Here is a 26,293-nt window from a genome sequence, read left to right as displayed (position 1 = left end):
ATTCGTCATGCTCCAATCACCCACCTCCATTCCGCCCAGTGTTTACGAGGTGAACTGACCGTCTGGGCTAAGCAAGGGGCGTTCCTCTACACAAATAAAAGTTTTTGAGCTGCATTACTTTCATTTGTTACTTATAGCCCAACAAAAGTTTCCAATCCGAGAAAACCGATAAAGCTTCTATATCCGGACGCATTAACGCAGACCATTGAATAGGTCACGGGCTGTGGATGGGACTCGATCTATCTGACCCGACTCCAGCACCTTAACAATAGAATGAGTTTCATTACCCTCGACACGACCATAGAAGAGATAATAACGATCTCGCTCAAAAGTTTGCCAGCCCCGACTTTCGAAGATATCCAACTCACAATGACCGCTGAGCTCATGCTGGGGTGATTGGAAATTAAAGAAGACTCGATTAAACCTACCTTTTATGATGGAGGTAGGCTGACCGAAAAATAGGAAACTTTTCCCTAAGTACTGACTTATATTACGCTGAGCCTTCTCGATAGATACTATAAGATCACGCAACCTGATAGCATCTTCACCTTCAAACTGAATAGCAATATCAAGGTTTATCTGAGCTAATCGCACCAACCTACCTACAGTATGAAAGTGCCCCGGGTTGAGCAAATTCCCATCGGCATCGAAAAAGTTTTCAAACCCACGACCATTCACCGATGAACCGCCCTGCACCTCTTTCCTCTTACGCGGGTTTTGGTCCTGATCGTCTTCGTCGTCATCCTCTTCATTTTCCGCCAAGGTCTTCCAACCTGCGAATGTGACGAGGTTGATAGCTCTCTTCTCTTTGCCGCTATCTCCGTCCCCTCCTCCTGCACTGGCTTTCTTCCTGTGGGGGCATTCGACCGTTTCGAATCCGGGCATATGGAAGTAGAACGCAGGGACCCCATCTTTTCGTTTTGGAGTCTTGCGAGGACGTCTACCGCACTTGACACCGCATTCAGGGCAGTAGATCAGCCCGTGGTGTTCATCGTCGAGATAAAGCTCCGGGAGAACCCTAGGAGCGTCAACGAGGAGTGCTGGCGCCACAGCTGTTGGCTGAGGATCAAGGAGTAGAAAGGCAACATGGGGGATCGAGACCTGTGACATACATTCCTTTGCTTGAGCGGGATATTGATCGTCCAAAGCTACGTGTAAACGCTACCGAAATAGTAGCAAGAAGCCACCCTGCCACCCTATCGACTCATAAAAGTAGGTCGGCGTCAACCAAACCTTGACACAGACCGTGTAAAAGGGCATTATGCTCGCCTGTCTCGACGGACAGACCGACAACTCGAAAAGCCTCACGCGAACACTGTTCATGCAGCGTTTTAGATGGGGCTTTTTTGTGGGCGTCGAATAACCACCTGGCACAACCCGAGGGCTTGCCTACTGAAATGAACTTGAACAAGGAGAACAATCGCATGACCGAATCATTCTGCAAAATGCCACGCCCCCTTATGGCTGCCACGCAGTGGGTTAGCTTAACAACTGGCGAGCACCTGGCACTCAGTGGACAAGACAAAATTCTTTGGGTGTGGATGAAAGACCGATATGACTTCTTCACCGCCCAACACAAAGACTGGTTTGATAACCAAGATGAAATCGCCAAGTACACTGGTTGTAGTGTCAGCACGGTGAAGCGATTCATCGGTCTCTTGAACAAGCACGGCTACATGAAAAAGACTCAGCGTCGAATGCATGGCTGTGCCCACTCGAACAGTTACACCATTATTCAAGAGCTGGTGCTGGCGCCTGCTGGAAAGGTTACGCCTTCGCCACTGCCATTGGTGCAGGAAGAGCGTTCAGAATATGCACCAATCATATTCCCTGTGGCGGTGACATACACCAAGCCAGTGGTTGTGCCTCCTGAACCGGTGAGCTTCCATCCGAGCGTACAAGTCTATTCGGATGATGAGCCGCAGTGGGAAGTCCGAAGCTCAGGTTGACACCTGCCGTAGTTCGCCCTGATACCTGTCATGGCTCATTCTGACACCTGCGGTAGTTCACACTGAACCTCGTGGGGTAGGTCAGGATGAGCTTGTAGTAAGAACGATATTTAACAAGAACGAATAGCAAAAACGATTAACAAGAACCTTGCACCTACAAATAGAGTCAAGACCAAAGGCAAGAGCTTGATTTGATTGTAGTGTTTTGTTGTGTTGCTTGACCGGTAGGTCATAGGTCGATTCACATGTGCGGAGAGTTGTTGAAAGCTCATGCTTTCGGTGCGAAAACACTGGCGGAGCCAAGAGGTAGTAATCTTCCAAGCTCCGCTTGGGTTAGGCCACTACCGGATGAGATGTGAATGTTCTATTTGGTGTTGGTTATAGTGCATCATCTATATCGTCCACTGTAACAGTGAATTTGTCGTTTACTTGGTTTATGGTTAGTCCCGACTTCTTGCAGGTGGCAATGCCTCGCCGATAAATGTCATTGATTTTCTCTTTGTCATTGCTCTTAACGGCTGTCGCGAAGTAGTTGACTATTATGCTGGCGGTATTGCTTGAGGTGTCTGTCATTACCCTCAGCGTGGTTGATGGATACTTGTTCTTCGCAGCAACTGCTTTCATCTTGACTCCAGCGATATCGCTAGAACTATCCATCATCTTTGCGTTTATGTACTTTTGTGAGGCAAGGAAGCCAACGCATTTCGATATGTCGTTTTCTTCTTCGGATAGCCCCCCTGCAAGGCTGGAGGAGCTGAGTGCAAGTAGGGTTGCTGCAAGAATTTGCTTGTTCATTGAGCTATGTGTCTTCTTGAAGTTGATGGCCTACCGGAGGTAGAAGTAGAGGAACACGACAACCATGATTACGAATATCACTCGGCCTTGAAGTACATCGTAGTCCAGTTCGTCTTTCTTGATCTGCTTGTACGTATCGGTATCACTCAGCCCTTGCGTTTTGTACAGCATAATCTGATTGATTTGCTTATCGATTCTTTTGTTGTGGGCGTCATTGCTCCGCATGGTTATGCCCCACACGATCAACCAAAGACCTCCAGTCAGCACCGTCATAATCACGTGCAGGATGTGGTTCGTTGTCTTCTTCTGGTTGGTGAGTACAAACAGTTTTTCGTTCATGGGTCATCCCTGTCAGGTGCTCGCTAGTCAAGCGACGAGGATACCAATGTATCATTTGGTGTGTCACCAGTTGGTGTGTTCACGATTGGAGTGCATCCGACCATCATGCGGAGATGCAACCAAACCAGAACTTGAGAAAGGGCTTCGGCCAACGAATCCGAGAGCTACGCACCAGTCAGGGCTTCAGTCAGGAGGCTTTCGCTGATAGGTGTGGGTTCGTACGGACGTACATGTCACGAATTGAGACGGGCACAGCCAACCCCAGCCTAGACGCGGCCAAGGTGCTTGCTGATGGGCTGGGAATGACGCTGTCAGAGCTCCTACAAGGGCTCTAGCGGCCTACAAACGCAAACTCAAGGAAAATGGGAGCTGTGACAGGCAATACAGGCGCCCACATAGCCACAGCGGACGTGCTGACCCTCCTGTTGCACAACCAGCACGCCATCGCTGCTGCAATTGAAGAATTGTCCCTGTGGGCTAAAGCGAGTGGGGCTACCGATAGTCATGAGAGCGCCGTCACCGCATTGCAGACCCTTGATGCGAACGCATCAGCCATCACCGCTGGAATTCTCAAGCTCCGACGATAGTCACGACCAAGAAAATCGAAGACCTGAGAAATGGCGTCGTTAAAAGGAAAAGTTGTTCTTTTCGTGTTCTTCAACGTCGTGCTCTTCGACTCTGACTGATTCCAAGTAAAGTCGTACGGGAGGCTTGTCGTCATGCTCAAACACGCTGTAGTTGTCAGTCCTCCACTCGGTAACGTCAGTTTTTCGATAGCCCTGTGCGATCAGGTCTGCTTGTGCAGCAACGAGTGCGTGTGAACCCAACTTGTATTCCAGCGTGTAGCTACCCATGTCTCCGCTCATTTGCAGGGGCAGAGAATCGCCATCGCGTTTTCGCCCTGACTGTTGCTGGAGTTCTTGAAGCTCGAAAAGCGCAAGTTCGAGCAGCTTCTTCAGGTGTTCAGCAGATTTCCCTTCAACGTTTATGGTCAGCGAATGAATCTTGCTCATGGTCAGCTCCCTGATTGACGAACGTTCATGGTAAACGGTTCAGGTACTCAGAAACTATCCGTATTCAATTGGGTATACCCCAGCGAGTACCGTCCGTCGCCTATTCCAACTGTACCGAATAAACTGCTTCAACCACCCTAACGAGTACACTTATAATCGGTACATCCAAAACGGTTCAGAGAGACTTTGAAATGTACATTCGCGGCTACCTTCGTGCATCCACCACTGAACAAGACGCTAACCGTGCAAAAGATCAGTTGAAGGCATTCGCCGCTGAGAGCGGTCAGCGTGTGGCTTCGTGGTATGTCGAGAATGAGAGTGGTAGCACGCTGCAACGTCCTGAGCTGTTCCGCCTCTTGGGTGACTGCGAAGCGGGGGACCTCCTCCTGATTGAACAGGTAGACCGCCTGTCACGCTTGAATGAGGCTGATTGGCAGAAGCTACGTGCAGAACTCAAAGCCAAGGGCGTATTGGTCGTAGCACTCGACCTGCCGACCTCTCACCAGTCGATGCAGCCAGCCCGAAAGGGTGATGACTTCACGGGGCGTATGCTCACCGCCATCAATGACATGTTGCTGGACATGCTGGCAGCGGTAGCCCGCAAGGACTATGAAGACCGTCGCCGCCGTCAGAAGGATGGAATCGAGAAAGCTCAGGCGAATGGTGTCTACACAGGCCGCAAGACCGATGAAGCTTTGCACGACCGGATCAAGGCTTGTCTCGACTCTGGTATGTCATTGCGTAAGACCGCCAAGACCGTTGGCTGTGCTACGTCCACTGTTCAGCGTGTCGCGAAAGCAGATTGATTCAGGCGCGGTTAGTCACTAGTTAAACCTGGCCCAAGCCCAAGCTTGAGGAAAGTTGATTCCCCGATAGTAGTAGACATTCTACTGGAATGGATTCGCCTCTAGCTAACGTATGTCAAGGCTTCCAGCCGTTTTTCATTGACACAAACCAACACACAGCACCATTCACCTCTCCAGCAGCTTCATAGCAGGCAAGCCGCGCGTAGGGTGTCTGACTTATTTTTGGTTCCCTTTGGAGCGATCTAACCGAGGCCGCTGCTCGCCACTTGATAGCTCTAGCAAACCCTCCTCTCCCAGACATTATTTTCCCAGCTAAAAACTAAAGCCGGTCAGCAAGCGCACGAAGCTCGCGGCGCGGGGGATAGAAATGGCCACAGGAAACAACAATTAGCGATCTACTCAACAAATTCAAACCTTCAAGTCGAATTGCCGATCGACGAAGAATGAAGCGTGTGCAAACACGCCCCCTTAACCACCGAAAGCTTCGGGGCCGTTAATGCCTTTTTGTTTGGTCGCGTGTTCTTTACCTAACAGCTCTAATAACGAGACAACTTCCGTGCACGACAGCTTAAATAAATCAATACAAATCGTACCGAAGGCCAACGCTATCCAAAACCATAATAAACCCACTATTAGATTTCAAGTAGCTAGTTGACGGGTACTCCATAAACTGAGCACTAAGCATTATCAGTCGCAACAATGAAAAATCAGTGAAGTTAATTACGGTTAAGTAGTGAGACCTTCTGTCCTCCTCCGAAAAACCATTTGAGTCACTCAACTTCTCTTCAACGATCCTCACCATATTATAGAAAATTCGAGTGAGACCATATATTTGATCAGTTGAATCAACTCTCTCTAGGTAGTCAATCACGGACACAGTTTCAGATTCAGAATTTCGAAGCTCTTCAACATCATCTTCAATTTTTATAACAGCCTCCCCTCCTGACAACCTCACCATTACTCCATGTACATTTACGTCAATTCGAAAGGAGTCGAAATATGTTTTTTGTGAGTCCAGCATATTGAAAAGCTGCATTTCGAACGAGCGAAGCCTTTCCGTCTTCCTTCCAGCTTCCACTTCCAATTTCAATTCTTTATTTGCTTCTATCTGAAGAGATAGAGACCGTATGAGCAAGACGATTGATACAAAACTTAGTAAAGGACTTAATGTACCCCCTATATAGCCTCCAAGCTGATTCCATCTTTCTGGATCAGTTGAAATAACATAGTGAAGATTCAAATAGAATTGTGCAAAATACGAAAACAGCACTAGAAAAGCCAGTGCTGCGGATATAATTACGTAGCGATTAAACATCTACAAAACCAACCACTAGGTATTTGACTACGCGCTTATCCAACAAGCGAATAGGATTTGCAATAAGCTCTAAGTACTCCCACCTCTCTACTTCGACTCCGTTATTTTTGTCTAAGTTTTTAGAGAATTTCTTCTTCATCGCAAAGTCAACATCCCTATAGTTGACTCGAAACCCGAATGCAACCGTATCATCCTCCCCTTCTAGCTGAAGCCTTCCGTTCCCAGTATTTGTATTAAAGCGCCTTATACTTGCCATAAGAACGAGTCTTTCATCAGTTTTGGTAGCTTGAACGGCATGAACGGTATCTTTCGTAAACTTCGCAAGAGTAATTCTTTCTTCAAAACTCTTCCTATACTGAACCGAAATATCATAATCAAACTTTACTGCAACCTCATGAACATTCTTCATTACGGAAAGCCGTAGCTGTTTAATCAAATTTTCTGCATGATCATCTAGCTTATCTAAGATTTTTTGGGCCTTTTCCGAAGGGTCTGGCGTTTCAATATAAAGTGCCTCCTTCATAAAATAAGCCATAAGCTCTGTAAATGTAGAGTTTCCTATTCTCTTTAATTCTTTTCTAGGCTCTTCATCTAACACATCCAGCCTAAACGTCAGCCCGTACGACCCCTTGAATGTTTTCTTCAATGTAGTTCTCACACTACTCTTTGCAGTGATTCTCTCAGGAACCTTTCCGAGCAACAGTGTTTCACCAATAATTCGTGTGGCGTCAGAGATTCCTTGCATCGTATCTAAGCCAGACTTCATATCTACTTCATATTCCGCTGTATCGATAACGATGTCCAAATTGATTGGCATAAAGCTCCTTAGCGGGGAAACTGCATCCCCAAAATATTAATTCCCCAACCCATAAAGCTTTCATCTCCAACAGATGCCGTCAAACTAGATTGGGATAGCTCATAGCCATTACTCTTTTTATACCCGAGAGACTAAGATTTCGCACCTAATTTCGCACCTAATTTCGCACCTAATTTCGGGCCGTAGCGAGGCCCGAGCACATTGGCATACCAACCACTTAATGCTTCATACCCAGACTGGAGCCGACACTAGAAGCAAAAAAAACATGGCGAAGCACTGAACGGCGTTGTTGGCGATGAAAAATGAGGGAGGTATTATCTGACGCACCGTGCACCACTTAGGTGTACCAAAACGCTGTCACACTTCGAGATTATTTACTGAGAAATCTTTGAAAAATCAATGACTTAGAGATAGGTGGCAACCCCACCAGCCACACCCCGGTACACAATTTCACCGCCGCGGCTGCAACCTGCCTCATCCCCGTATTCATCATCTCGTTACAAGACCAACAGAACCTCGAAGCCTCCCAACTTATTTTCATATTGGTCGAGTTGCCGTTTGGCCTACTCGCGCCGTTCTTAGCACCTAGGCCACGCCGAGCGATTTCAGAACGCCCCTTGTCTTCCTAAAAGCCCCAATAAAAATTGGGGCGACTGGGAGATTCTGTGGAAAGCGGCCTTGGTCACTTGGTGCAGGGATATGCCGCCCGGAGTGCCGCCATGGTTAATACGGTGCTTTCGAGTTGCAGAGTCTTCGGGTTGTCTTCGAGATACTTGACGACGATTCTGATGCCTTGAGCATAGGAGATGCCAACTGATGGCGGGCACGCCCTGTATTTCTGAGGTAACTCATCACCTATGCCATACACGATATCCATGACTGAACTGACGGTAGCCATGCAGTAACCTGTGCCAAAGGTTGGAGTTCCTTTATCCATCCCATCCGTCGTCCTTAGAGCTGCCTTGCACCATCCGAGTAATTGGTTTCCGTCTACGGCCATGGCATTACCGCTAGCCATTCCAGCCAGTGCAACCGCTCCAATCCATGCCTTCATGATCATTCTCTAGATATTCTGACAAGCTGCCGAGGATCGCACAGCAGCACTTGCCCACTCACTTCAACTTGCATGCCTGTATGAATTTGTCCGTTTCTCGTGTAGACCCGCCTACGGATACGGTTCCAGACCACTTAGAGTCGAACTCATCCGACTGGAGTCCAAGTTGAACCACCGACTTCGCTTCACGAAGGTCAGCTAAGACCTTCAAGATTTCATCTTTCTCGAAAGTAACGTACTGAGCGTAATCGTTATTGCGTTTGGCGCTCTCCGCTGTGAAGCGATGGATTTCGCCCTTGTCTACCTTGATGAGAAGTTTCCAAGCTGAACTGTTCCGTCCCTCTGGCCATTTTTCTTTCTGTAAGAGCGCGAGGGACAGACTCTCCGAATCGCAGTCGAATGCGACCGATTGGGCAGGGCTTACGAAGCCGAGAAGCATCGCTTTCTTGCCGCCAGAGAAAATGTCGTCTTGTGTGGTTGTATTCCAATCGGCAAGAGCTGCCGATGAAATGGTGATACCAAAAAGTGCAATGGCTGCTGCTATCCCTGCTTTCATGTCGATACCCTTAGAGATGATCGGCAGAGCTTAGCGGCTCCATGGGCACTTGGCCATTACCCTCCCACTTTCGACCTGGACTTCGCAGTCGCGTCCTCGCCCCGCCCTCATCTGACAACGGAACCACTCAAGTAAGAGCCCTTATCGGCGTTCACATTGCCCAGTGTGAACGAACCCTATATTTTGTGAACGTTCTGCATGAAATCCGAAGCACAAAAAAGGGCCAACCTTTCGGTTGACCCTTCTAGACCGCCCAGCAGAGCGGATTTTGTTTGGTAGGCGCGATTGGACTCGAACCAACGACCCCCACCATGTCAAGGTGGTGCTCTAACCAACTGAGCTACGTGCCTGCTGTGAGGCGGCATTCTACGGAATTCCGGAGGGGTGTCAACACCTTTTTTTCACCTAACCCTATGAATATGCAAAATATTTAATTTTGGTACTGCAAAGAAGATATTCCGGTGTCTGGCAGTCGATTTTTAACTCAGGTAGGATCGGAGCACTCGTAAAATATATTAAACAGAGGCTGCAGGATGGCGAACACCCCTTATCCGGATTCCTATTACGCCGCGTCGGCTAACGCTGCTCCATCGCGTCCGTCGTTACAGGATGACGTAGAGACTGATGTCTGCGTAATTGGTGCGGGCTATACCGGCCTGTCCAGCGCATTGTTTCTGCTGGAGAACGGGTTTCGGGTGACTGTCCTGGAAGCTGCCAAAGTCGGCTTCGGCGCCTCGGGTCGCAATGGTGGTCAGATCGTTAACAGTTATAGCCGCGATATCGACGTGATCGAACGCAGCGTTGGCCCCAGGCAAGCACAAATGCTCGGGCAAATGGCGTTCGAAGGCGGCAAGATCATTCGCGACCGCGTGGCCAGATACCAGATCCAGTGCGACTTGAAGGATGGCGGTGTGTTTGCAGCCATCACCAGCAAGCAGATGGGCCATCTGGAGTCGCAGAAGCGTCTGTGGGAGCGCTACGGCCACACTCAGCTGGAACTCCTGGACAAGCGCCGCATTCGCGAAGTCGTCGCCTGTGATCAATACGTGGGCGGCATGCTCGACATGAGTGGCGGCCATATCCACCCGCTCAACCTCGCCCTGGGCGAAGCTGCGGCTGTCGAGTCGCTGGGCGGGACCCTTTATGAGCAGTCGCCGGCCGTACGCATCGAGCGCGGCGCCAATCCGGTAGTACACACGCCGCAAGGCAAGGTCAGGGCCAAATTCATCATCGTCGCCGGCAACGCCTACCTGGGCAATCTGGTTCCGGAGCTGGCTGCCAAATCGATGCCGTGCGGCACTCAGGTGATCACCACCGAACCCTTGAGCGATGAACTGGCGAAGAGCCTGTTGCCGCAGGATTACTGCGTCGAGGACTGCAATTATTTGCTCGACTACTATCGCCTTTCTGGCGACAAGCGCCTGATCTTCGGTGGCGGCGTAGTATACGGCGCCCGGGATCCGGCAAACATCGAAGCAATCATTCGACCGAAGATGCTCAAGGCCTTCCCACAGCTCAAGGATGTGAAGATCGATTACGCCTGGACTGGCAACTTCCTGCTGACCTTGTCGCGCTTGCCGCAGGTCGGACGCCTGGGCGACAACATCTATTATTCCCAGGGCTGTAGCGGCCATGGCGTGACTTACACGCACCTGGCAGGCAAAGTCCTGGCCGAAGCCTTGCGCGGCCAGGCAGAGCGCTTTGATGCCTTTGCCGACCTGCCGCACTACCCTTTCCCGGGCGGCCAACTGCTGCGTACGCCATTCGCCGCGCTAGGCGCCTGGTATTACGGCCTGCGAGACAAGTTCGATTTCTGATTTATCGCGCTCACAAAAAACCGCCCGAACAGGCGGTTTTTTTGTAGAGCTAAAACTGGGCATCACCTTGAAATGGCGGGAGCAAAAATTCGGATTCCAAATTCCACAAACAAAAAACCCCGGTCTTTCGACCAGGGTCTTTGCTATCGACTCGAAGTAGCCAGTGGCTTTCTTCGTAGCTTCAAGGCGTTCAGTGGGCCTTGAGGCAGATATGGCGCAGCGGACGGGACTCGAACCCGCGACCCCCGGCGTGACAGGCCGGTATTCTAACCGACTGAACTACCGCTGCGTATCGCTCAGACTTGCGTCTGTGTGAACCTTTGTCGGACTGAAGAGCTTGTAAGCTTTTCAATCTCAAACCGGGAAAACCCGATCTGGAAAATATGGCGCAGCGGACGGGACTCGAACCCGCGACCCCCGGCGTGACAGGCCGGTATTCTAACCGACTGAACTACCGCTGCGCGTCGGTGGAGGCTTTTTACAGCTTCCTTCCTGCTTTCGCAAGACTCTCAAAGTGGTGGGTGATGACGGGATCGAACCGCCGACATTCTGCTTGTAAGGCAGACGCTCTCCCAGCTGAGCTAATCACCCTTTGCATCTCTGAGGCCGCGAAATTTACGCAGATACCGAAGCTAAGTCAATAGCCTGCTTGAAGTTTTTCTGAAAAAGACAAATTCATGTCATCTTCCGGGGCGCCAATCAGCGACACCCCCAACCTCAAGCCGTATCCACCGCGGCTCCGGCACCTCGGTTAATCGCTATAAATCATTTTCTTGGTCATGCCGCCGTCGACCACAAATTCCTGGCCCGTGACAAAGCCGGCATTCTTCGACAGCAGCCAGGCCACCATTGCCGCCACATCCTCGACCGTCCCTACCCTGCCCGCCGGATGCTGAGCATGATCTGCATCGCTCAGCGGTTCGGCACGCCGCGCCGCTGGATCACGCGTATCGATCCAGCCAGGGCTGACCGCATTGACCCGAATCTCCGGCCCGAGACTGATGGCCAAAGCATGAGTCAATGCCAGCAAACCGCCCTTGCTCGCCGCGTAAGCCTCGGTATCCGGCTCCGACTGCGCGGCCCGGGTCGAGGCCAGATTGACGATAGCGCCGCTGTGAGCACGCAAATAAGGCGCGCAGTGCTTGGCCAGCAGCATGGGCCCGCTGAGGTTCACCGCCAACACACGATTCCAGTAAGTCAGATCGAGACTTTCCAGGGTGATGTTGTGCGGATCGGCAATTGCCGCATTGCACACCAGCGCATCGATACGACCGAATTGCCCAAGCACCTCGGCAACGCCCTGAGCCACTTGCCGCTCATCGGCCACGTCCATGGCGATAAACCAGGCGTTTTCACCCAGCACCTTGGCAACCTTCGAGCCGCGCACCCGATCAAGATCGGTCAGCACCACCTGCCAGCCTTCGCTGATCAGCCAGGCAGCAATCCCCAGGCCTATGCCGCGCGCAGCACCGGTGACCAGTGCAACCCGGCCATTAGCGCTACTCGCAGGCGTGGACAACTCGATCACAAGGCAGCCAGCCCGCGCGCCAGATCCGCTTGCAGGTCAGCCACATCTTCCAGGCCGACCGCAATGCGGATCAAGCTGTCACGGATTCCGGCTGCCTCACGCTCTTGCGGCGCCAGGCGACCGTGAGAGGTGGTGCTCGGATGGGTAATGGTGGTCTTGCTGTCACCGAGGTTGGCGGTGATCGAAATCAAACGCGTGGCATCGATAAAGCGCCAGGCGCCGTCTTTACCACCCTTGACCTCGAAACTTACGACCGCACCGAAACCCTTCTGCTGATGCTGAGCCAGCTCATGCTGCGGATGACTCTTGAGGCCGGCGTAATGGACTTTCTCAATGCCGTCCTGCTGCTCCAGCCACTCGGCCAACTGCTGGGCGTTGGCGCAGTGCGCCTTCATCCGCAGGCTCAACGTTTCCAGGCCCTTGAGGAAAATCCAGGCGTTGAACGGGCTCAAGGTCGGCCCGGCAGTGCGCAGGAAGCCAACGATTTCTTTCATCTGCTCGCTGCGACCGGCCACTACACCGCCCATGCAACGGCCCTGGCCGTCGATGAACTTGGTAGCCGAATGCACGACCACGTCCGCACCGAGCTTCAGCGGCTGCTGCAAGGCAGGCGTGCAGAAGCAGTTGTCGACCACCAGCATCGCGCCTTTGGCGTGAGCGATTTTCGACAACGCAGCGATGTCCACCAGCTCGGCCAAAGGGTTGGACGGCGACTCGACGAACAGTAATTTAGTGTTGGCCTTGATCGCCGCATCCCAGCCAGACAGCTCCGCCAGGGGCACGTAATCGACTTCGATGCCAAAACGCTTGAAGTACTTTTCGAACAGGCTGATGGTCGAACCGAACACGCTGCGCGACACCAGCACATGATCGCCAGCACTGCACAGGCTCATCACCACCGCAAGAATCGCCGCCATGCCGGTGGCCGTTGCCACTGCCTGCTCAGCCCCTTCGAGAGCGGCAATGCGCTCTTCGAACGCGCGAACGGTCGGGTTGGTGTAGCGCGAGTAAACGTTGCCCGGCACTTCGCCAGCAAAGCGCGCCGCCGCATCGGCAGCGGTACGGAATACGTAGCTCGAAGTGAAGAACATCGGATCACCGTGCTCGCCTTCCGGCGTGCGGTGCTGACCGGCGCGTACGGCCAGGGTATCGAACGCTACGCCATCGAGGTCGCTGTCCAGCCGACCGGCATCCCAATCCTGACTCATGCTGTCACTCCTTGCCCCGTTCTTGATAGATACAAATTCTTTGATGGATACAAAACCGGCCCCTCAGGGCCGGTAGAAACTCAGTTGTTGTACAGATCGATGATCGCACTGACTGCCTGCGTCTTGACCTTGGAGGCATCGTTGCGCGCCTGCTCGATCTTGTTCAGGTAAGCCTCGTCGACGTCGCCGGTGACGTACTTGCCGTCAAACACCGCGCAGTCGAAGTTCTCGATCTTGATCTTGCCGCCACCGACCGCTTCGATCAAGTCAGGCAGGTCCTGATAGATCAGCCAGTCAGCGCCGATCAGATCAGCCACGTCCTGGGTCGAACGATTGTGCGCGATCAGCTCATGAGCGCTCGGCATGTCGATGCCGTAGACGTTCGGGTAACGCACAGCCGGAGCTGCCGAGCAGAAGTAGACGTTTTTGGCGCCGGCTTCGCGAGCCATCTGGATGATCTGCTTGCAGGTGGTACCGCGAACGATGGAGTCGTCCACCAGCATCACGTTTTTGCCGCGAAATTCCAGCTCGATGGCGTTGAGCTTCTGGCGTACGGATTTTTTCCGTGCAGCCTGGCCCGGCATGATGAAGGTCCGGCCGATGTAGCGGTTCTTCACGAAGCCTTCGCGGAACTTCACGCCCAAGTGGTTCGCCAGCTCCAGCGCCGCTGTACGGCTGGTGTCCGGAATCGGGATGACCACGTCGATGTCGTGCTCTGGACGCTCGCGCAGGATCTTCTCGGCCAGCTTCTCACCCATGCGCAGGCGAGCCTTGTAGACCGAAACACCGTCGATGATCGAATCCGGACGCGCCAGGTAGACGTGTTCGAAGATGCACGGAGTCAGCGATGGGTTGGTCGCGCACTGACGGGTGTGCAGCTTGCCGTCTTCAGTGATGTAGACCGCTTCACCCGGTGCCAGGTCGCGAATCAGGGTGAAACCGAGCACGTCCAGGGAAACGCTTTCGGAGGCGATCATGTACTCGACGCCTTCGTCGGTGTGACGCTGACCGAAGACGATCGGGCGGATGCCGTGCGGGTCACGGAAACCGACGATGCCATAACCGGTCACCATCGCAACGACCGCGTAACCACCCACGCAACGGTTGTGCACGTCGGTGACGGCCGCAAACACGTCTTCTTCGGTTGGCTGCAACTTGCCGCGCTGGGCCAGTTCGTGAGCAAACACGTTGAGCAGCACTTCCGAATCGGAGTTGGTGTTGACGTGGCGCAGGTCAGATTCGTAAATCTCCTTGGCCAGCTGTTCAACGTTGGTCAGGTTACCGTTATGCGCCAGGGTGATGCCATACGGCGAGTTGACGTAAAACGGTTGAGCTTCGGCCGAAGTCGAGCTGCCTGCCGTCGGATAACGCACATGGCCAATACCCATGTGACCGACCAGGCGCTGCATGTGACGCTGATGAAACACGTCACGAACCAGGCCGTTGTCCTTGCGCAGGAATAACCGGCCATCATGGCTGGTCACGATACCGGCAGCGTCCTGGCCGCGGTGCTGGAGGACGGTTAGCGCGTCATACAGCGCCTGATTGACGTTCGACTTACCGACGATACCGACGATGCCACACATGCGACGCAACCCCTACTTAATGAAACTGAACTGAACACTTCTCACTGCGGCGTTTTGGCCGTCGGCAAGAGATGCTCCTTGAACGGTATGTCAGCGGGTACGCTGATACCGCTGGCCAGCCACTGACTGCTCCACCCTAATATGAGGTTTTTGGACCAGTCTGCAACCAATAGAAATTGTGGCACGAGCCTTGACTCCTGCCACCACTTATCCTGCTGTACCGGGCCCAGACTCAAGAGCCCGACGGCGGTGACCACCAGCAGCGCGCCACGCGCCGCGCCGAAGGCCATGCCGAGAAAACGATCGGTCCCGGACAGGCCGGTGACGCGAACCAGTTCGCTGATAAGGTAATTGATCATTGCGCCCACCATTAAGGTGGCGACAAACATGATGGCACAGCCCGCGATCACGCGAGCCGACGGTGTTTCGATGTATCCGGCGAGGTACTCGGACAGTGAGCCACCGAACATCCAGGCAACAGCTCCTGCGATGATCCAGGTCAGCAGCGATAAGGCTTCCTTGACGAAGCCGCGGCTCAGACTGATCAAAGCGGAGATGGCGACGATTGCAACGATCGCCCAATCAACCCAGGTAAATGGCACAGTGCAGCCTACAGACGGATAAGGCGGCGCATTTTAGCAGAGCCCATGGCTGTCGGTAAGCTGCGATTGCAAGTGCATTTGAAATCAGTCAGTTAGCGTCAGCCGCGCTCAGGCTGGAAGCGAACGACAAAGCCTTTGAGGTTCTGCTGACGACCCAGCAGGTCACGCAGGCGATCAGCTTCTGCACGCTCGATCAACGGCCCGACAAACACCCGATTCTTGCCATCGGCAGAACGGATATAGGCGTTGTAACCCTGGCTACGCAGGGTTTTCTGCAAGCTTTCGGCGCTTTCACGGCTCGACAGGCTGGCCAATTGCACCGACCAACTGACCGACAGGCCATTGGCATCGACACGACTCTGGCTGGTGTCAGGCTTGCTCGGCGCTGCAGCGATCGGTTGCGCCGGAGCAGCTGCCGGTTTTGGCGCAGGCGGCGTTACCGGCTTGGCGACAACCGGGGCCGGCGCGATAGGCGCGCCAGGGGCAGCCGGTTTCGACGGCGCCTGCTCCGCAGCAATCTCTTCATCGGTTGGAACCGGTTCCTGCGGCAGTGCTTGCGGCTCCGGAACCACCACGGGCTCGATCTGTACTTGCGGCATTGCCGGGGCCTGAGGTGCAGTCGGGGCCTGAACCACCACCTGACGCTGCTCATCCTGTCGGGAAAACAGCATCGGCAAGAAAATCACCGCCAATGCCACCAGAACCAGAGCTCCAACCATCCGCTGCTTGTACGCGTTATCCAGCAAAGCCATGTGCAGCTTCCTCCGTGGAGCGCCGAGCCAACCATTCGAGGGCCTCGGCAACACAATAAAATGATCCGAACAGCAGAATTTCATCTTCCGCCGTCGCCAGCGCGCACTGCCCTTCCAGGGCATCCGCGACACTTGCATAGGATGTTACCGACGCCCCAAGGTTCTGCAACGCAACCTGCAAGTCCGCAACCGGACGTGCGCGCGCAGAATCGAGCGGGGCGACAGCCCAATGCTGGACACTACCACTCAATTCGCCGACAACTCCATCGAGATCCTTGTCAGCCAACAAACCAAATACCGCCAAACGTCGACCCGCCACTGGCCGGCGAGCCAGTCGCTGAGCCAGGTACTCGGCCGCATGCGGGTTATGCCCCACATCCAGCATCAGGTTCAGACGCTTGCCGTGCCAGTTGAACTGGCGGCGATCCAGACGCCCGACCACTGATGTTGCTTTCAACGCAGCGACGATTTGCTCGGCCTGCCATGGCAAACCCAGCAGCGCATAGGCTTGCAACGCCAGCGCGGCGTTTTCCATTGGCAGGTCGAGCAACGGCAAGTCGTGCAGCTCTATCGCACGCCCTTGGGGATCGACGCCCCGCCACTGCCAGTTCTGCTCGGTGACGCCCAAATCAAAATCACGACCGCGCAGGAAGAACGGGCAATTGAGCTCGCGCACTTTATCCAGCAGGGGTTGAGGCGGATTGAGATCACCACAGAGCGCAGGCGCGCCCTGACGGAAGATGCCGGCTTTTTCGAAAGCGACGGATTCGCGGGTATTGCCGAGGTAATCAGCGTGGTCAACGCCAATACTGGTGACCAGCGCGACGTCAGCATCCACCAGATTGACGGTATCCAGACGCCCGCCGAGGCCGACTTCCAGCACCACCGCATCCAGACCTGCACGCTGAAACAGCCAGAACGCTGCCAGTGTGCCCACCTCGAAATACGTCAGGGAGATTTCACCGCGCCCGGCATCAACTGCAGCAAAGGCTTCGCACAGCTGCGCATCAGTGGCTTCGACGCCGTTGACCTGCACCCGCTCGTTGTAACGCAGCAGATGCGGAGAATTGTAGACACCGACCGTGAGCCCTTGCGCCCGCAGCAATGAAGCCACGAACGCACAGGTAGAGCCCTTGCCGTTGGTGCCGGTGACCGTGATCACCCGAGGCGCCGGCTTGCCCAATCCCATCCGGGACGCTACCTCTTGCGAGCGCGCAAGCCCCATGTCGATGGCTGACGGATGCAACTGCTCAAGGTAGGCGAGCCAGTCGCCAAGGGTACGTTCGGTCATAGGTTTGCAGGCACCGGCGGAACCACGACGGCCTCGACTGGCGCAGCCACGAACTCAGGCGTCGGCAGCCCCATCAGTTGCGCCAGCAGGTTACCCAGGCGTGGACGCAGTTCCTGGCGCGCAATGATCATGTCGATGGCGCCGTGCTCCAGCAGAAACTCGCTGCGCTGGAAGCCTTCCGGCAGTTTTTCACGCACGGTCTGCTCGATAACACGCGGACCGGCGAAGCCGATCAAGGCTTTTGGTTCGCCGACGATGACGTCGCCGAGCATCGCCAGACTGGCGGAAACACCGCCGTAGACCGGGTCGGTCAGCACGGAGATGAACGGAATACCTTCTTCGCGCAGACGCGCCAGTACCGCCGAGGTCTTGGCCATTTGCATCAGCGAGATCAGCGCTTCCTGCATCCGCGCACCGCCGGAAGCGGCGAAGCAGATCATCGGGCAACGATTTTCCAGCGCGTAGTTGGCCGCACGCACGAAGCGCTCGCCGACGATCGCACCCATCGAACCGCCCATGAAGGAGAATTCGAAGGCAGAAACCACAACCGGCATGCCCAGCAGGGTACCGCTCATGGAGATCAGCGCGTCTTTTTCACCGGTCTGCTTCTGCGCAGCGGTCAGGCGATCCTTGTACTTCTTGCCGTCACGGAATTTCAGACGGTCAACCGGCTCCAGGTCAGCGCCCAGCTCGGCACGGCCTTCGGCGTCAAGGAAGATGTCGATCCGCGCACGTGCGCCGATGCGCATGTGGTGGTTGCACTTGGGGCAAACATCCAGGGTCTTTTCCAGCTCCGGACGATACAGCACCGCCTCGCAGGACGGGCACTTGTGCCACAGACCTTCAGGCACCGAGCTTTTCTTCACCTCGGAACGCATGATCGAAGGGATCAGTTTGTCTACTAACCAGTTGCTCATGCTTTCTTTCTCCAGTACCGGCGGCCCGAACGCTTTGGTTCGCAGCCCCGCGTATGCCCTTGAGCTAAATTCATGTGTGCGGCAATGATCTGGATTGCCGGGTCAGCAAGACTGACCTTCGTACAACCCAAAAACCCTCAGCCATGCCTGTGGACGGCGGCAGTCTGCCAGCCGTCACATCGAGCTACTGCGTACAGCCTTGATAAATGCGCGAATCTTCGCGTGATCCTTGATGCCCTTGCTCTGCTCTACCCCACCACTGACGTCCACCGCGTAGGGGTGAACCCGGGCAATGGCCTCGGCCACATTGGCCGGCGACAGCCCACCGGCGAGGATGATCGGTTTGCTCAATCCTTGCGGTATCAATGACCAGTCAAAAGCCTCGCCGGTTCCGCCGGGAACACCTTCGACATAGGTATCGAGCAAAATGCCGCTGGCTTTAGCGTAGGCATCGCAGCTGGCAGCGATGTCGTCGCCCGCCTTGACCCGCAACGCCTTGATATACGGCCGATGGTAACCCTCGCAATCGGCCGGGGTTTCGTCGCCATGAAACTGCAACAGATCCAGCGGCACCGCGTCGAGAATCTCACCGAGCTCGCAACGGCTGGCGTTGACGAACAAACCCACCGTGGTCACGAATGGCGGCAACGCGGCGATGATCGCCCGAGCCTGCTGCACCGTCACCGCCCGCGGGCTTTTGGCATAGAACACAAAACCAATCGCGTCCGCCCCGGCATCGACGGCTGCCAACGCATCTTCAATGCGGGTAATCCCACAAATTTTGCTGCGAACGGCTGACATGTCGTTTGAACCTCAGGGCAAATCCGGGGAAGTCCCGGATGGTAGCAAATGCATTCGAGGGCGTCAGCCGTCAAGTTCCGAGAAGCCGGTCAGGAAGTGCGGACCGATGTAACGCTCGGGCAACGGGAACTCATCGCGATACTCGACCTGCACCAGGTACAACCCGAATGGATGGGCCGTGACGCCGCCGGTACGGCGAATCCGGCTTTCCAGCACTTCCCGAGCCCATTCCACCGGACGCTCGCCAGCACCGATGGTCATCAGCACGCCGGCGATATTGCGCACCATGTGGTGCAGGAACGCGCTGGCGCGAATATCCAGCACGATCATCTTGCCGTGCAGGGTAACCCGCAGGTGATGGATTTCCTTGATCGGCGACTTGGCCTGACACTGACCGGCGCGGAAGGCGCTGAAATCGTGGGTGCCGACCAGATACTGCGCCGCCTCGGCCATGCGCTGGACATCCAGCGGTCGGTGATTCCAGGTGACCTCTTCGTTGAGGTGCGCCGGGCGGATCTGATCGTTGTAGATTACATAACGGTAACGACGGGCAATCGCCTTGAAACGCGCATGAAAATCCGCCGGCATGACCTTGGCCCAGCTGACACTGATGTCGTGGGGCAAGTTGATATTGGCGCCCATGACCCAGGCCTTCAACGAGCGGTCGACTTGAGTATCGAAATGCACCACCTGACCACAGGCGTGCACGCCAGCGTCGGTGCGACCCGCACAGTGCAAGGACACCGGCGAATCCGCGACTTTCGACAGAGCCGTTTCAAGGGTTTGCTGCACGGTGGCCACACCGGACGCCTGACGCTGCCAGCCGCGATAGCGCGAGCCTTTGTATTCAACGCCCAACGCGATCCGGAAAAAGCCGTCGGCCGCCATTTCGGCGGCCGGGTTATCTATATTTGCCAAGGAGTGACAGCCTGCTGATGTACTCAAAGGCGGGCATTATAAGGCCGCCGGGGCGGGACGCCATGTTCACGGTGTTTTTTGTTCGCGCCCCGGCAGACGAATTGTCATTTGCACGAGCCACCGCAGTTTCGCTATATAGACAAATACATAACGAAGACCGGACACCTGACGAGAACTGATAAATGAGCGCCATACAAAAGGAAGCCGTTGGATTGGCCTACAGCCTGGAGGGAATGCTCCACGCCAAACGCAAGACCTGGGAAGCCATCGATGAAATGGTCCGCCGGATCAAACCCGGCATGCTGGAGTCCGAAGCCCTGCTGATGGGGCTTGAAGTACTGACCGAACTGGGCATGGACCGCATCTGGCACCCGACCAAGATCCGCTTCGGCGAGAACACCTTGAAAACTTTCAAGCAGCCCTCGAGCGGCGATCCGGTGCTGGGCGAAAACGATATTTTCTTCATCGACCTCGGGGTCGTGTGGGATCGCCACGAGGGCGACTCCGGTGCCACCTTCACCACCGGCAACGACCCGGAAATGATCGCCTGTGCAGCGGCCGCAAAAACCCTGTTCGACCAGGTCCAGGACTATTGGCGAACCCATCGGGTCGCCGGCCCGGAGCTGTATCGCTACGCCGAGGAACAAGCGTCCGCCATGGGCTGGGTGTTAAACCTGGATATCAAGGGCCACAGGGTCAGCGACTTCCCCCACGCGATCTATCGCGCCGGCGACCTGGGCAATTTCGAAGCCTGTCCGAATGTAGGGCTGTGGATTCTGGAAATCCAGATAGCCCACCCTACCCGGCCATTCGGCGCGTTTTATGAGGATTTGCTGGCCTGATAGCCCCAATGAAAATCCAATGTGGGAGCGAGCCTGCTCGCGATGGCAATCCAACAAACGCCATCACCTCACTGTGAAAACAAAAACGGCAGCCTCAATGGGCTGCCGTTTTTGTTATGCGTTACCGGTCAATCAGGCCATACGCGCGAGCATTTCCTTGGCTTCGCTCTTCTGACCGTCATTCCCCTCGCTGATCACCTCATCGAGGATATCCCGCGCGCCTTCGTTGTCACCCATGTCGATGTAAGCCTGCGCCAGGTCCAGCTTGGTCGCGACCTCGTCAGTGCCCGCGAGGAAGTCAAACTCAGGCTCATCCATCCCGATCGCCGCATCTTCAGCGGTGAAGCTTGGCTCGGCGATAGCCGGGTGTTCCAGGCTACCGGACAAACGATCCAGCTCAGCATTGACATCATCCAGCTCGGACATGAAGTCGTCCGACTCAGGCTTGGCTTGAGCATCGAGCTCATCCGCCAGGGACAAGTCGAAATCAGCCGGCAACTCCAGATCGTCAAGCGCCGCCTCTGTGACCGCAGGCGACTCGGCCGCTGGCAGATCTTTCAGATCGTCGTCGAGGTTGAGCAGGAACTCGTCATCAGCCAGGGTCGAATCCGGCACATCGCCACCCAGATCCAGGTCGAAATCCGACAAGTCATCCAGACTGTCCTTGGCTTCAGTCTGCTGTTGCAGAACGGATTCGAAACTCAGATCGTCGTCAAGCGGGAACGCGTCCAGCTCCAGCGCCGGCTCTGGAGCGACTACCGCGGGCGATGCAGCTTCCAGATCGTCCAGGCTCAGGTCGAAGGCGCTGTCGAAGTCATCCTCGGCAGGTGCCGGGACTGGTGCGGCTTCAGGTGCCGGAGCGGGCGCCTGAGGCTCATCGTGCAGCAGGTCCTTGACGTATTGCGCATCCAGCTCGGCGGCAACCGCTGCGGCGGCAATACCGCCAACCGCTGCAACAGCAACCATCGCCGGAAAGCGGCTTTTCAGCTGTTCAACGTCAGCATGATTTTTGCCATTGGCAACCAGCTGACGCTCTTGCGCCACGAACGCACTGCGATCGCCCTGCTGGCCGTAGACTTCCATCAGTTTCAAGCGCAGGTCGCTACGTTGCGGCTCTTGCTTGATGCCGTCTTCGAGCAGACTGGCCGCCTGATTCAGACGCCCGGCGTTGATGTGCGACTGAGCTTGCGCCAGGACATCGTCCGAGCGCTCGGCCGCAGGCGCTACCAACGGCGCAGCAATCGGTGGCGTCACCACCACCGGCGCCACGACTGGAGCTGGAGCTGGAGCTGGAGGCGTTGCAAGCTTGACGACTGGCGGCGGAACCTCAAGACCTTCAAAGCTGCTTTCCGGCAGATCGAGCTCTTCAGTCAAGTCCGACTCTTCAGCCAATGCCTTGGCCATGCGCACGTGCTTCTCGGCTTCCTGCTGGGCCTTGCGACGACGCGCCAGCAACAGCAGAAGCAACAACAGCACGACAGCACCACCACCCACCAGCCCCAGAAGCACCGGATTGGTCAGCAGTTCGTTGTACTTTTGCTCGTCACTCGCCGCCGGGGTTGCCTGAATCGGCGCCTCGGCAGGCACTGCGGCCGGCGTTGCCCCTGGCGTTACCGCAGGAGACGCGGGCGCCTCCGGGGTTGGCGCCGCAGCAGGCTGGGCGACCAGATCGGCCGACATCGCTGCCGAAGGTTGAGCACCAGCACCTGCCGAGCCTTCCGCCTCCAGCTTGGCCAGTTGATTATTCTTCAGCTCGATCAAGCGCTGGAGTTTGTCCAGCTGACTCTGCAAGTCCGTCATGCGGCTTTTCAGCTCGGCATTGTCGCGACGGGTCGTATCGAGGCCTTCCTGGGTCACCGCCAGCTTGTTGCTGATGGCTTTGCTATCACCCGCTTTGCCCTTGCCACCTTTCTTGCCGGACTCGGCCGAAACCAGAGTCAGGCTGTCCTTGGCGGCACCTTGCGGCGCGACAACATCATGCCCGCGCTTGGTTGCATCAAGCTGTTGCGCCTGCGCCCGGTGAACCGAGCGACGGCCCTGACGCCAGGCAGTGTTCTGCGCGGCGACTTCGGCAATGGCTTTAGGCTGTGCCAGGCTGGTGCTTTGCGTGGCATCCGGCAGGCGCAGGACCTGACCGGTTTTCAGCCGATTGATGTTGCCATCGATAAAGGCGTCCGGGTTCAGTGCCTGAATCGCCAGCATGGTTTGCTGGATCGAGCCGCCATTGCGCGCCTTCGCGGCGATTTCCCACAAGGTGTCGCGCGGCGTGGTGATGTGTTGCGCAGGCTTGCTCGCACCAGTCACCGGTGCGTTGACTGCTGGCGCTTGAGACGGCGCGGGGTGCGCGGCAGCGTCAGCGGTTTGCGGCGAGAATTTGGACGGATCGAGCAGCACGCTGTAATCGCGCAGCAGTCGACCGTTTGGCCACATCACCTGAACCAGGAATTTCACCATGGGCTCGGAAAGTGGCTGACTTGAAGTCACCCGCAGGATGCTTTTACCACTGGCATTGAGCACTGGCGTGAACGTCAGGTCATTGAGGAACGCCTGACGGTCAACCCCGGCCTTGGCGAAGTCGTCGGCCGAAGCCAGGCTCGGCACCACTTCGGCAGCGGTGAGGTCCTTGACGTCAAGCAGCTCGATCTCTGCCACCAGGGGCTGGTTCAGGGTCGACTTCAGGGTCAGTTCCCCAAGCCCGAGGGCATGCGCCATACCGGAGGACAGCGCCGAGGCGGCCGCTATTGCTAACACCAGTTTGCGAACTTGAACCATAGCCTCATCCTTTGTTGAACATTCCTCGGCAAGCGAGAAGGTGTTGATAACCGCTGCCGTAAGGCATTGCGCGCAGTCTCGAAGAGTCCCTGCGCGCGCGTCTTTCACTTATGCCCTTGGAAGCCCTTGATGGTGGCTCGCCTCCAGCATTCGGGCCAAGCATATCGCTCGACTGGAATCATTCTGAAAATTGTTGCCAAGTATCTTTTACACAAGGTCTTTTATCAACAGCTCAGCCACTTGCACCGCATTGAGTGCCGCGCCTTTGCGTACGTTATCTGACGTCAGCCACAGATTAAGTTCCGCCGGGTCGTCGACTCCGCTGCGAACCCGACCAACGTAGACCGCGTCCTGCCCTACCGCATCGCCAACCGGCGTCGGGTAGTCACCCGCCTCGACCAGCTCGACACCAGGTGCCGCCTCAAGCGCAGCATTCACTGCCGCCAGGTCGACAGCCCTGGCTGACTGCAAGGTCACGCTAAAGCTATCGCCGAAAAACACCGGGGCTTGAATGCAAGTGACAGAAATCTTTAATAAAGGCTGTGCCATGACCTCGCGCAGCTCTCGAACCAGACGTTTTTCCAGCAGTGTATGGCCCTGAGCGTCCGGCGTGCCGACTTGTGCCAGCAGGTTGAAGGCCATTTGCCGATCAAAGAAACGCGGCTCCAGCGGGCGAACATTCAGCAGTTCAGCCGTTTGCCGGGCCAGCTCGGTGACCGCTTCGCGGCCTTGGGCGGAAACCGCCAGGCTGGCGGTGACGGTCACTCGCTGCAAGTCGAGCAAATCGCGCAGCGGCGCCAGCACCACGGCCAGGGTGGTAGCCGATGCACTTGGGCTGCTCACCTGAAAAGGCTTTTTCAAACCGGCCAGCACTTGGCTGTTGGCTTCCGGCACCACCTGCGGTGCTTGTTCCGCCGGTAAGGCGCCAGACAAATCGATCAGTGCGCAACCGGCGGCCGTAGCACGCGGCGCAAAGCTCAGGGTGACCGCAGGGCCGGCGGCGAAGAACACCAGTTGGACCTTGCTGAAATCAAATTCGTCGACTTCCCGCACCCGCACGTTCTTGCCGCGAAACGGCACCGAATGCCCCGCCGACTCACTGCTGGCCAGCAGGTGCAGGTTGGCAACCGGAAAGTCGCGCTCTTCAAGAATCTGGACGAGGGTTTCGCCGACAGTACCGGTGGCGCCGACGACGGCGATATCAAAGGACTGGCTCATGGTTCTACCTCAGGCGAAACGGGGGGAGCGGCACTTTACCGGGTGGTGGGTGCACAGGCAATTCTGCTGGGTATATGTGGTGTCCGAGCCGACGCCATCGCGAGCAGGCTCGCTCCCACATTTGATCTCCAGTGTTCACACGGTCAATGTGGGAGCGAGCTTGCTCGCGATGGCAGACCAACAGACACCAAAGCCCTCCAGACAAAAAATCATAAAAAAACCCGCAGCTCTTTCGAGATGCGGGTTGTTTCATTACATCAGCGAATCAACGCTCCAGCAGAATCCGCAGCATGCGACGCAGCGGTTCGGCTGCGCCCCACAGCAGCTGGTCGCCGACGGTGAAAGCGCCGACGAACTGCGAGCCCATGTTCAGCTTGCGCAGACGGCCAACCGGTACGTTCAGGGTGCCGGTAACCTTGGTCGGGCTCAGCTCCTGCATGCTGATCTCGCGCTGGTTCGGCACCAGTTTGACCCACGGGTTGTGCTGGCTGATCAGCCCTTCGATATCGGCGATCGGCACGTCTTTGTTCAGCTTGATGGTCAGCGCCTGGCTGTGGCAGCGCATGGCGCCGATGCGCACGCAGATACCGTCCACCGGAATCGGGCTCTTGAAGCGACCGAGGATCTTGTTGGTCTCGGCCTGGGCCTTCCACTCTTCACGGCTCTGACCGTTCGGCAGTTCCTTGTCGATCCACGGGATCAGGCTACCGGCCAATGGCACACCGAAGTTTTCGGTCGGGTAAGCATCGCTGCGCATGGCTTCGGCAACACGACGGTCGATGTCGAGGATCGCACTGGCCGGATCAGCCAGTTGATCAGCGACAGCGGCGTGAGTCGCGCCCATCTGCTTGATCAGTTCACGCATGTTCTGCGCGCCGGCACCGGAGGCCGCCTGATAGGTCATGGCGCTCATCCACTCCACCAGACCGGCTTCGAACAGACCGCCCAGGCCCATCAGCATCAGGCTGACGGTGCAGTTGCCGCCGATGTAGTTCTTGGTGCCCGCGTCGAGCTGCTGGTCGATGACCTTGCGGTTTACCGGGTCCAGAACGATAACCGCGTCATCCTGCATGCGCAGGCTGGAAGCGGCGTCGATCCAGTAACCCTGCCAGCCGGCTTCGCGCAGTTTCGGGAAGACTTCGCTGGTGTAGTCGCCACCCTGGCAGGTCAGAATCACGTCGAGGGTTTTCAGCTCTTCAATGCTGTAAGCGTCCTTGAGCGGAGCAATATCCTTACCCACGGACGGGCCTTGGCCACCCACATTGGAAGTGGTGAAAAACACCGGCTCAATAAGATCGAAATCCTGCTCTTCCAGCATCCGCTGCATGAGCACGGAACCGACCATACCGCGCCAACCGATCAGACCTACACGTTTCATCGCAACTACACCTTTTACA

Annotated in this window: 25 protein-coding genes and 4 tRNA genes; 5 read left to right on the top strand and 24 right to left on the bottom strand. The window is 55.9% G+C overall.

The window, feature by feature from the left end:
- Positions 1 to 192: 192 nt before the first annotated feature.
- The gene (locus tag BK659_RS14600; protein WP_259740263.1) at positions 193 to 1,110 is read right to left on the bottom strand and encodes a hypothetical protein; all 918 of its coding nucleotides are present in this window, start codon (positions 1,108 to 1,110) and stop codon (positions 193 to 195) included.
- 314 nt (positions 1,111 to 1,424) lie between these two features.
- Here BK659_RS14600 and BK659_RS14590 point away from each other — a divergent pair, with 314 nt between their 5' ends.
- Positions 1,425 to 1,949 carry a helix-turn-helix domain-containing protein gene (locus BK659_RS14590; protein ID WP_185015369.1) on the top strand — a complete coding sequence of 175 codons (525 nt, stop codon included), beginning with the start codon at positions 1,425 to 1,427 and terminating at the stop codon, positions 1,947 to 1,949.
- A 378-nt stretch (positions 1,950 to 2,327) separates the two neighbouring features.
- Here the strand turns inward: BK659_RS14590 and BK659_RS14585 are convergent, their stop codons facing one another.
- Positions 2,328 to 2,744: a hypothetical protein gene (locus BK659_RS14585; RefSeq protein WP_123425750.1), complete on the bottom strand. Its 417-nt coding sequence runs from the start codon at positions 2,742 to 2,744 to the stop codon at positions 2,328 to 2,330.
- A gap of 30 nt (positions 2,745 to 2,774) precedes the next feature.
- A complete protein-coding gene (locus BK659_RS14580) occupies positions 2,775 to 3,083 on the bottom strand; it encodes a hypothetical protein (protein WP_123425749.1) in 309 nt (102 codons plus the stop codon).
- A 113-nt stretch (positions 3,084 to 3,196) separates the two neighbouring features.
- Between BK659_RS14580 and BK659_RS14575 the strand changes: the two genes are divergently transcribed.
- Positions 3,197 to 3,418: a helix-turn-helix domain-containing protein gene (locus tag BK659_RS14575; RefSeq protein WP_082149858.1), complete on the top strand. Its 222-nt coding sequence runs from the start codon at positions 3,197 to 3,199 to the stop codon at positions 3,416 to 3,418.
- 291 nt (positions 3,419 to 3,709) lie between these two features.
- On the opposite strand, the gene BK659_RS14565 is transcribed toward BK659_RS14575, so the two are convergent.
- Positions 3,710 to 4,096 (bottom strand): hypothetical protein, encoded by a 387-nt coding sequence (locus BK659_RS14565; RefSeq protein WP_123425747.1) that lies wholly within the window; start codon positions 4,094 to 4,096, stop codon positions 3,710 to 3,712.
- 191 nt (positions 4,097 to 4,287) lie between these two features.
- Between BK659_RS14565 and BK659_RS14560 the strand changes: the two genes are divergently transcribed.
- Positions 4,288 to 4,902, top strand: coding sequence for a recombinase family protein (locus tag BK659_RS14560; RefSeq protein WP_123425746.1), 615 nt, complete (start codon positions 4,288 to 4,290; stop codon positions 4,900 to 4,902).
- A 577-nt stretch (positions 4,903 to 5,479) separates the two neighbouring features.
- Here the strand turns inward: BK659_RS14560 and BK659_RS27660 are convergent.
- The 5 genes from BK659_RS27660 to BK659_RS14535 all read right to left on the bottom strand — a co-directional run bounded on the left by BK659_RS27660 (position 5,480) and on the right by BK659_RS14535 (position 8,994).
- Positions 5,480 to 6,217 (bottom strand): hypothetical protein, encoded by a 738-nt coding sequence (locus BK659_RS27660; protein WP_148050438.1) that lies wholly within the window; start codon positions 6,215 to 6,217, stop codon positions 5,480 to 5,482.
- A complete protein-coding gene (locus tag BK659_RS14550) occupies positions 6,210 to 7,034 on the bottom strand; it encodes a hypothetical protein (RefSeq protein WP_123425744.1) in 825 nt (274 codons plus the stop codon). Before BK659_RS14550 ends, BK659_RS27660 begins: the two co-directional genes overlap by 8 nt.
- Positions 7,035 to 7,716: 682 nt before the next feature.
- Positions 7,717 to 8,088, bottom strand: coding sequence for a Rap1a/Tai family immunity protein (locus tag BK659_RS14545; protein ID WP_123425743.1), 372 nt, complete (start codon positions 8,086 to 8,088; stop codon positions 7,717 to 7,719).
- A gap of 58 nt (positions 8,089 to 8,146) precedes the next feature.
- Positions 8,147 to 8,644 carry a hypothetical protein gene (locus tag BK659_RS14540; RefSeq protein ID WP_123425742.1) on the bottom strand — a complete coding sequence of 166 codons (498 nt, stop codon included), beginning with the start codon at positions 8,642 to 8,644 and terminating at the stop codon, positions 8,147 to 8,149.
- Between the two features lie 273 nt (positions 8,645 to 8,917).
- A tRNA-Val gene (locus BK659_RS14535) sits at positions 8,918 to 8,994 on the bottom strand.
- Between the two features lie 183 nt (positions 8,995 to 9,177).
- Here BK659_RS14535 and BK659_RS14530 point away from each other — a divergent pair.
- Complete coding sequence (locus BK659_RS14530; protein ID WP_123425741.1) at positions 9,178 to 10,461, top strand: NAD(P)/FAD-dependent oxidoreductase; 1,284 nt, start codon at positions 9,178 to 9,180, stop codon at positions 10,459 to 10,461.
- A 212-nt stretch (positions 10,462 to 10,673) separates the two neighbouring features.
- Here the strand turns inward: BK659_RS14530 and BK659_RS14525 are convergent.
- From BK659_RS14525 to truA, 12 genes are all read right to left on the bottom strand, one after another.
- A tRNA-Asp gene (locus BK659_RS14525) sits at positions 10,674 to 10,750 on the bottom strand.
- Between the two features lie 95 nt (positions 10,751 to 10,845).
- Positions 10,846 to 10,922 (bottom strand) — tRNA-Asp (locus BK659_RS14520).
- A 54-nt stretch (positions 10,923 to 10,976) separates the two neighbouring features.
- Positions 10,977 to 11,052 (bottom strand) — tRNA-Val (locus tag BK659_RS14515).
- Positions 11,053 to 11,212: 160 nt separating this feature from the next.
- Positions 11,213 to 11,989 carry an SDR family oxidoreductase gene (locus BK659_RS14510; RefSeq protein WP_123425740.1) on the bottom strand — a complete coding sequence of 259 codons (777 nt, stop codon included), beginning with the start codon at positions 11,987 to 11,989 and terminating at the stop codon, positions 11,213 to 11,215.
- A complete protein-coding gene (locus BK659_RS14505) occupies positions 11,986 to 13,197 on the bottom strand; it encodes an O-succinylhomoserine sulfhydrylase (RefSeq protein WP_123425739.1) in 1,212 nt (403 codons plus the stop codon). The genes BK659_RS14510 and BK659_RS14505 overlap by 4 nt, the downstream gene beginning before the upstream one ends.
- Positions 13,198 to 13,277: 80 nt before the next feature.
- Positions 13,278 to 14,783: an amidophosphoribosyltransferase gene (purF, locus tag BK659_RS14500; protein ID WP_123425738.1), complete on the bottom strand. Its 1,506-nt coding sequence runs from the start codon at positions 14,781 to 14,783 to the stop codon at positions 13,278 to 13,280.
- A gap of 41 nt (positions 14,784 to 14,824) precedes the next feature.
- Positions 14,825 to 15,385 carry a CvpA family protein gene (locus tag BK659_RS14495; protein WP_123425737.1) on the bottom strand — a complete coding sequence of 187 codons (561 nt, stop codon included), beginning with the start codon at positions 15,383 to 15,385 and terminating at the stop codon, positions 14,825 to 14,827.
- Positions 15,386 to 15,483: 98 nt separating this feature from the next.
- Positions 15,484 to 16,137: an SPOR domain-containing protein gene (locus BK659_RS14490; protein ID WP_123425736.1), complete on the bottom strand. Its 654-nt coding sequence runs from the start codon at positions 16,135 to 16,137 to the stop codon at positions 15,484 to 15,486.
- Positions 16,121 to 17,428 carry a bifunctional tetrahydrofolate synthase/dihydrofolate synthase gene (gene folC, locus BK659_RS14485; protein WP_123425735.1) on the bottom strand — a complete coding sequence of 436 codons (1,308 nt, stop codon included), beginning with the start codon at positions 17,426 to 17,428 and terminating at the stop codon, positions 16,121 to 16,123. Before folC ends, BK659_RS14490 begins: the two co-directional genes overlap by 17 nt.
- Positions 17,425 to 18,345 carry an acetyl-CoA carboxylase, carboxyltransferase subunit beta gene (accD, locus tag BK659_RS14480; RefSeq protein ID WP_123425734.1) on the bottom strand — a complete coding sequence of 307 codons (921 nt, stop codon included), beginning with the start codon at positions 18,343 to 18,345 and terminating at the stop codon, positions 17,425 to 17,427. The genes folC and accD overlap by 4 nt, the downstream gene beginning before the upstream one ends.
- A 174-nt stretch (positions 18,346 to 18,519) precedes the next feature.
- Positions 18,520 to 19,146: a phosphoribosylanthranilate isomerase gene (locus BK659_RS14475; protein ID WP_123425733.1), complete on the bottom strand. Its 627-nt coding sequence runs from the start codon at positions 19,144 to 19,146 to the stop codon at positions 18,520 to 18,522.
- Positions 19,147 to 19,209: 63 nt separating this feature from the next.
- Entirely contained in the window at positions 19,210 to 20,034 is an 825-nt protein-coding gene (gene truA, locus BK659_RS14470) for a tRNA pseudouridine(38-40) synthase TruA (RefSeq protein ID WP_123425732.1), read from the bottom strand.
- Positions 20,035 to 20,246: 212 nt separating this feature from the next.
- Between truA and BK659_RS14465 the strand changes: the two genes are divergently transcribed.
- Positions 20,247 to 20,906 carry a M24 family metallopeptidase gene (locus BK659_RS14465; RefSeq protein ID WP_123425731.1) on the top strand — a complete coding sequence of 220 codons (660 nt, stop codon included), beginning with the start codon at positions 20,247 to 20,249 and terminating at the stop codon, positions 20,904 to 20,906.
- A gap of 132 nt (positions 20,907 to 21,038) precedes the next feature.
- On the opposite strand, the gene BK659_RS14460 is transcribed toward BK659_RS14465, so the two are convergent.
- The 3 genes from BK659_RS14460 to asd form a co-directional block, all read right to left on the bottom strand.
- A complete protein-coding gene (locus BK659_RS14460) occupies positions 21,039 to 23,678 on the bottom strand; it encodes a motility hub landmark protein FimV (RefSeq protein WP_123425730.1) in 2,640 nt (879 codons plus the stop codon).
- Positions 23,679 to 23,885: 207 nt separating this feature from the next.
- Positions 23,886 to 24,896: an aspartate-semialdehyde dehydrogenase gene (locus BK659_RS14455; protein ID WP_123425729.1), complete on the bottom strand. Its 1,011-nt coding sequence runs from the start codon at positions 24,894 to 24,896 to the stop codon at positions 23,886 to 23,888.
- Between the two features lie 265 nt (positions 24,897 to 25,161).
- Complete coding sequence (gene asd, locus BK659_RS14445; protein ID WP_123425727.1) at positions 25,162 to 26,274, bottom strand: aspartate-semialdehyde dehydrogenase; 1,113 nt, start codon at positions 26,272 to 26,274, stop codon at positions 25,162 to 25,164.
- Positions 26,275 to 26,293: the final 19 nt, after the last annotated feature.

Source organism: Pseudomonas brassicacearum, from assembly GCF_003732225.1.
In the GTDB taxonomy this organism is placed as follows: Bacteria; Pseudomonadota; Gammaproteobacteria; order Pseudomonadales; family Pseudomonadaceae; genus Aquipseudomonas; species Aquipseudomonas brassicacearum_E.
The sequence above is the reverse complement of the archived record's forward strand: the minus strand, read 5'-3'. Positions and strand labels throughout refer to the sequence as shown.

Coding starts and splice junctions, on each gene's coding strand:
- BK659_RS14575 (WP_082149858.1), top strand. CDS start 3,197: ATGCAACCAAACCAGAACTTGAGAAAGGGCTTCGGCCAACGAATCCGA.
- BK659_RS14460 (WP_123425730.1), bottom strand. CDS start 23,678: ATGGTTCAAGTTCGCAAACTGGTGTTAGCAATAGCGGCCGCCTCGGCG.
- BK659_RS27660 (WP_148050438.1), bottom strand. CDS start 6,217: ATGTTTAATCGCTACGTAATTATATCCGCAGCACTGGCTTTTCTAGTG.
- accD (WP_123425734.1), bottom strand. CDS start 18,345: ATGAGCAACTGGTTAGTAGACAAACTGATCCCTTCGATCATGCGTTCC.
- truA (WP_123425732.1), bottom strand. CDS start 20,034: ATGGCGGCCGACGGCTTTTTCCGGATCGCGTTGGGCGTTGAATACAAA.
- BK659_RS14550 (WP_123425744.1), bottom strand. CDS start 7,034: ATGCCAATCAATTTGGACATCGTTATCGATACAGCGGAATATGAAGTA.
- folC (WP_123425735.1), bottom strand. CDS start 17,428: ATGACCGAACGTACCCTTGGCGACTGGCTCGCCTACCTTGAGCAGTTG.
- BK659_RS14475 (WP_123425733.1), bottom strand. CDS start 19,146: ATGTCAGCCGTTCGCAGCAAAATTTGTGGGATTACCCGCATTGAAGAT.
- BK659_RS14585 (WP_123425750.1), bottom strand. CDS start 2,744: ATGAACAAGCAAATTCTTGCAGCAACCCTACTTGCACTCAGCTCCTCC.
- BK659_RS14560 (WP_123425746.1), top strand. CDS start 4,288: ATGTACATTCGCGGCTACCTTCGTGCATCCACCACTGAACAAGACGCT.
- BK659_RS14590 (WP_185015369.1), top strand. CDS start 1,425: ATGACCGAATCATTCTGCAAAATGCCACGCCCCCTTATGGCTGCCACG.
- asd (WP_123425727.1), bottom strand. CDS start 26,274: ATGAAACGTGTAGGTCTGATCGGTTGGCGCGGTATGGTCGGTTCCGTG.
- BK659_RS14545 (WP_123425743.1), bottom strand. CDS start 8,088: ATGAAGGCATGGATTGGAGCGGTTGCACTGGCTGGAATGGCTAGCGGT.
- BK659_RS14540 (WP_123425742.1), bottom strand. CDS start 8,644: ATGAAAGCAGGGATAGCAGCAGCCATTGCACTTTTTGGTATCACCATT.
- BK659_RS14490 (WP_123425736.1), bottom strand. CDS start 16,137: ATGGCTTTGCTGGATAACGCGTACAAGCAGCGGATGGTTGGAGCTCTG.
- BK659_RS14530 (WP_123425741.1), top strand. CDS start 9,178: ATGGCGAACACCCCTTATCCGGATTCCTATTACGCCGCGTCGGCTAAC.
- BK659_RS14465 (WP_123425731.1), top strand. CDS start 20,247: ATGAGCGCCATACAAAAGGAAGCCGTTGGATTGGCCTACAGCCTGGAG.
- purF (WP_123425738.1), bottom strand. CDS start 14,783: ATGTGTGGCATCGTCGGTATCGTCGGTAAGTCGAACGTCAATCAGGCG.
- BK659_RS14505 (WP_123425739.1), bottom strand. CDS start 13,197: ATGAGTCAGGATTGGGATGCCGGTCGGCTGGACAGCGACCTCGATGGC.
- BK659_RS14580 (WP_123425749.1), bottom strand. CDS start 3,083: ATGAACGAAAAACTGTTTGTACTCACCAACCAGAAGAAGACAACGAAC.
- BK659_RS14455 (WP_123425729.1), bottom strand. CDS start 24,896: ATGAGCCAGTCCTTTGATATCGCCGTCGTCGGCGCCACCGGTACTGTC.
- BK659_RS14565 (WP_123425747.1), bottom strand. CDS start 4,096: ATGAGCAAGATTCATTCGCTGACCATAAACGTTGAAGGGAAATCTGCT.
- BK659_RS14600 (WP_259740263.1), bottom strand. CDS start 1,110: ATGTCACAGGTCTCGATCCCCCATGTTGCCTTTCTACTCCTTGATCCT.